The 4,251-nt window shown below is 69.0% G+C and carries 5 protein-coding genes; all 5 read left to right on the top strand.

Features of this window, described 5'->3' with window-relative positions; genetic code table 11:
- The first annotated feature begins 359 nt into the window (after window positions 1-359).
- The 5 genes from ABDW35_RS33020 (at window position 360) to ABDW35_RS33000 (ending at window position 4,204) form a co-directional block, all read left to right on the top strand.
- A complete protein-coding gene (locus tag ABDW35_RS33020; RefSeq protein WP_343718090.1) occupies window positions 360-986 on the top strand; it encodes a helix-turn-helix transcriptional regulator in 627 nt (208 codons plus the stop codon).
- 109 nt (window positions 987-1,095) lie between these two features.
- Window positions 1,096-1,938 carry a branched-chain amino acid aminotransferase gene (locus ABDW35_RS33015; protein ID WP_343718089.1) on the top strand — a complete coding sequence of 281 codons (843 nt, stop codon included), beginning with the start codon at window positions 1,096-1,098 and terminating at the stop codon, window positions 1,936-1,938.
- A 40-nt stretch (window positions 1,939-1,978) separates the two neighbouring features.
- Complete coding sequence (locus ABDW35_RS33010) at window positions 1,979-2,662, top strand: FkbM family methyltransferase (RefSeq protein WP_343718088.1); 684 nt, start codon at window positions 1,979-1,981, stop codon at window positions 2,660-2,662.
- Window positions 2,663-2,672: 10 nt separating this feature from the next.
- Window positions 2,673-3,626, top strand: coding sequence for a heparan-alpha-glucosaminide N-acetyltransferase (locus ABDW35_RS33005; RefSeq protein ID WP_343718087.1), 954 nt, complete (start codon window positions 2,673-2,675; stop codon window positions 3,624-3,626).
- Between the two features lie 92 nt (window positions 3,627-3,718).
- The gene (locus tag ABDW35_RS33000) at window positions 3,719-4,204 is read left to right on the top strand and encodes a sigma-70 family RNA polymerase sigma factor (RefSeq protein WP_343718086.1); all 486 of its coding nucleotides are present in this window, start codon (window positions 3,719-3,721) and stop codon (window positions 4,202-4,204) included.
- Window positions 4,205-4,251: the final 47 nt, after the last annotated feature.

The following is a 4,251-nucleotide window of genomic DNA, read 5'->3' as shown; positions in this document are numbered from 1 at the left end:
GCCTGTCATCATCGTGCCGCGACGAAGCGCGCATGGCCGTGACGCCGGGCATCGGGTTTTCTGTTCCCATCAGTGGAAGCGAACCGCTCCGATCCCCCATCTGGGGGTGATAGGAGGGCGGTCACCTCATCTAAGATGAGAACAAATAGCCTGTCGGCCTGTCCCTTTCGGGTCATAGCGCGAAGGTCGCACGGCTTGTACAATGTGATCTGTGGTGGGGGCCACGTCTGTCAAATAAGGCGAATGCGACATGGGGCCAAGCATCTTTTTGGGAAGACAATCATATTCATTTTTAAGTAAGTTTTATAAATGAATAACTTCCTACAGCCTCCGCAAAGCCCCTGGGAGATTGTGTTCCCATGCTGAAGCACGCCGACATCTGGGCGGCGATCGACCGCCTGGCCAGGCTCAACGGCCTGTCCCCCTCCGGCCTTGCGCGTCGCGCGGGGCTCGACCCCACCACCTTCAACCCAAGCAAGCGGCAGTCGAGCGACGGCAAGCTGCGCTGGCCGTCGACCGAGAGCATCTCGAAGATCCTCGACGCGACCAGCAGCTCGATGGCCGCCTTCGTGAGGCTGATCGACGACGGGTCGGGCCTGCCGGCCCGGCGCATTCCGGTCATCGGTTTGGCGCAGGCGGGCGGCGACGGGCTGTTCGACGATGCCGGGCATCCGACCGGCAAGGGCTGGGACGAGGTCGACTTCCCCAACCTGTCCGATCCCAGCGCCTATGCGCTGGAGATCTCGGGCGACGCCATGGCGCCGATCTACCGGGACGGCGACGTGGTCGTGGTCTCGCCGGCGGCGGGGCTGCGGCGTGGTGACCGGGTGGTGGCGAAGACCGCGGGCGGGCTGCTGATCGGCGAGCTGGTGCGGATCAGCGCCAACCGGATCGACCTGAAGCCGCTGGCCGGCGACGAGGCGCCGCAGTCGCTGAAGCTGTCCGAGGTGATCTGGAAGGCCCGCATCGTCTGGTCGAGTCAGTAGCCCCTCCCTGCGTCGGACGCAGGGCTGAGCCATCTGCCGGGCGGTGTTGGCGCCGCCCGGCTGCTCGCCTATGCTCCGCCGGCTAACGATGCGGGATCGGACGGACGACATGGCAAGACAAGCGTGGACCTTCCTCGACGGCTCCTGGCAGGAGGGCAATCCGCCGATCATGGGGCCGCTCAGCCACGCCGCCTGGATGTCCTCGATCATCTTCGACGGCGCCCGTGGCTTCGAGGGCGTGGCGCCGGACCTTGACCGCCACTGCGTCCGCGCCGTCGCGTCGGCCGAGGCGATGGGGCTGAAGGCGACCCTGCCGGCCGAGGAGATCGAGGCCCTGGCGCGCGAGGGGCTGCGCCGCTTCCCGGCCGACGCTGCGGTCTACATCCGGCCGATGTTCTGGGCCGAGGAAGGCTGGATCGAGCCCGACCCGGCGGCGACGCGCTTCTGCCTGTCGATCTATGATTCGCCGCTGCCGCAGCCGGGCGAGGACAGCGCCTGCTTCGCCCAGGGGCTGCGCCGGCCGTCGCCGGAGATGGCGCCGACCCGGGCCAAGGCCGCCTGCCTCTACCCGCAATCCGGCATGGCCATGCGCCAGGCCAAGAGCCGCGGCTTCACCAATGCGGTGATGCTGGACCCGATCGGCAACGTCGCCGAATTCGCCACCGCCAACATCTTCATGGCCAAGGACGGCGCCGTGCACACCCCGGCGGCGAACGGCACCTTCCTGGCCGGCATCACCCGCCGCCGGATGATCGAGCTGCTGCGCCATGCCGGGGTCGAGGTGCTCGAGCGCGCGATCCGGCCGGAGGAACTGGCCGAGGCCGACGAGATCTTCCAGACCGGCAACTTCGCCAAGGTGCTGCCCTGCACCCGGCTGGAGGACCGCCATTTGCAGCCGGGTCCGTTCTATACCAAGGCCCGCAAGCTCTACTGGGACTGGGCCCATTCGTGAGGTTGCGTCCGGCAGTGCGGACGGATCCTGAGAACATCCAATGAGCGAAACCGTTCCGCCCGAGCCGGTCTCCAAGGACACGCGCAACCTGATGCGGGTGCTCGAATACCAGGGAATCACCCTGGTGTTCGACGTCGGTGCCAATGTCGGCCAGTACGCGCAGCGGCTGCGGCGCGGTGGCTATCGCGGGCGGATCGTCTCAGTCGAGCCGCTGTCGGCTGCGCATGCTGCCCTGACGGCGGCGGCCGCGGGCGATCCGGACTGGTCGGTCGAGTCGCGGATGGCGCTGGGCGACGGCGACGCGCCGGTGACGCTGCAGGTCTCGGGCGAGAGCGACATGAGCTCGGTGCTCGACTTCACCGCCGAGATGGCCGACCTGCTCGACGGCTCGGCCTATGTCGGCACCGAGGTGGCGTCGCAGGCGCGGCTGGAGCGCATCTTCCCGCACCATGCCCGGCCAGACGACCGGGTGCTGCTGAAGATCGACACCCAGGGCACCGAGCGCCGGGTGCTCGACGGCGCGCGCGGCGTGCTGCCGCGCATCGCCGCGGTGCAGATGGAGCTGTCAATCGTGCCGGTCTATGACGGCGAGCCGTCCTACCGCGACATGATCCAGCACATGGCCGAGCTGGGCTTCGTGCCCGCGCTGTTCATCCCCGGCTATTTCAACCGTCGCACCGCCCGGCTGATCGGCATGGACGGCGTGTTCGTGCGGCCGGGCTGACCCGAACCCGATGCCGAGCGCCGAGCGCCCCGGCCGCCTGCCGGTCATCGACCTGCTCCGCGGCCTGGCGCTGCTGGCGATGGCGGTCTACCACTTCTCCTGGGACTTGAAGTTCTTCCGCTTCGTCGACTGGGACCTGGCGGGCGGCACCGGCTGGATCGCGGCGCGATACCTGATCGCCGGCAGCTTCCTGGCCCTGGTCGGGCTGGGTCTGCTGCTGTGGGACGTGCAGGGGCGCGACTGGCGGCGCTGGGCGATCCGGCTCAACAAGGTGGTGTTCGGCGCGATCGCCGTGACGGTCGCGACCTGGTTCGTGATCCCGGACGAGTTCATCTTCTTCGGCATCCTGCACAGCATCGCCGTGGCCAGTGTCCTCGGCCTGCTGTTCCTGCGGCTGCGGCCGGCGGTGAATCTCGTCCTCGGTCTCGCCGTGATCGCGCTGCCGATCGTCTGGCGCTCGGACCTGTTCGACCATGCCTGGCTGCTGTGGACCGGTCTCGGCACCGTGCCGCCGCGCAGCAACGACTACGAGCCGCTGTTCCCCTGGTTCGGGCCGGTGCTGCTGGGGCTCGCGCTGGGCCGCTGGTGGCTGCGGGCCGGCACGCCCGGCAGTGCGGTCAGCGGCGGGGCGACCGGCCGGCCGCTGCGCTGGATCGGGCGGCACAGCCTGGTCTTCTACCTGCTGCACCAGCCGGTGCTGATCGGCATCCTGCTGCTGGTCGGCATGGCGCTCGGCCGCGACCCGCAGACGATGCTGTCGCCGGGGCCGGACCCGACCGTGCAGCTGATCGAGTGCCAGGTGCAGTGCGAGCAGCGGGGCGGAGGCATGGAGCAGTGCCACGCCTATTGCGGCTGCATGGTCGACGCCGTCGAGGCCCAGAGCCTGTGGCCGGCGCTGCGGCCGGACGCGGCGCCGGAGCTCAAGGATCGCCTGCGCGATCTGGCCGCCATCTGCAGCCGGTAGCGCGGTGAACCTGACGGAAAATTCGCTCGCCTGCCATCGGCCGGGGCCCTAGTCTCGGCGCCGATGTCCGGATTGCCTTCCCGATCCCTGTCATGAGTCCACCCGCCGAGGACCGTTCCTCCGGCGCGGGGCCGGATGTCGGCTGGTCGGCGCTGATGGTCGCGGCCCAGGCGGGCGACCGGGCCGCTTATCGCCGGCTGCTGACCGAGATCACCCCCTATCTGCGGGCGCTGGCCCGCCGGTCGCTGCGCCGCCCGGCCGATGCCGAGGATGCGGTGCAGGACGTGCTGCTGACCCTGCACAGCATCCGCCAGACCTATGATCCGGCGCGGCCGTTCCAGCCCTGGCTGGTGGCGATCGCCCGGCGCCGGATCGTCGACCGGGTGCGCATCCAGATCCGCACCACCGGCCGTGAGACCGCGATCGACCCGTTCGAGGAAACCTTTGCTGCACCTGAAACGAATGAAGGGGGATCGGAGGCCGATTCGATCGCGCTGCGACGTGCGATCGCGGAGCTGCCGCCCGGCCAGCGCCAGGCGGTGTGCAGCACGGTGGCGACGATAAAGGCCCGTGGCTGAAAATCACCTATTACGATGAGGACGGCGCCGATGTCAGCGAACGCTTC

This window comes from Inquilinus sp., assembly GCF_039594555.1.
GTDB lineage: Bacteria > Pseudomonadota > Alphaproteobacteria > DSM-16000 > Inquilinaceae > Inquilinus.
This window is presented reverse-complemented; position numbering and strand designations above follow the sequence as displayed.

Coding starts and splice junctions, on each gene's coding strand:
- ABDW35_RS33020 (WP_343718090.1), top strand. CDS start 360: ATGCTGAAGCACGCCGACATCTGGGCGGCGATCGACCGCCTGGCCAGG.
- ABDW35_RS33015 (WP_343718089.1), top strand. CDS start 1,096: ATGGCAAGACAAGCGTGGACCTTCCTCGACGGCTCCTGGCAGGAGGGC.
- ABDW35_RS33010 (WP_343718088.1), top strand. CDS start 1,979: ATGAGCGAAACCGTTCCGCCCGAGCCGGTCTCCAAGGACACGCGCAAC.
- ABDW35_RS33005 (WP_343718087.1), top strand. CDS start 2,673: ATGCCGAGCGCCGAGCGCCCCGGCCGCCTGCCGGTCATCGACCTGCTC.
- ABDW35_RS33000 (WP_343718086.1), top strand. CDS start 3,719: ATGAGTCCACCCGCCGAGGACCGTTCCTCCGGCGCGGGGCCGGATGTC.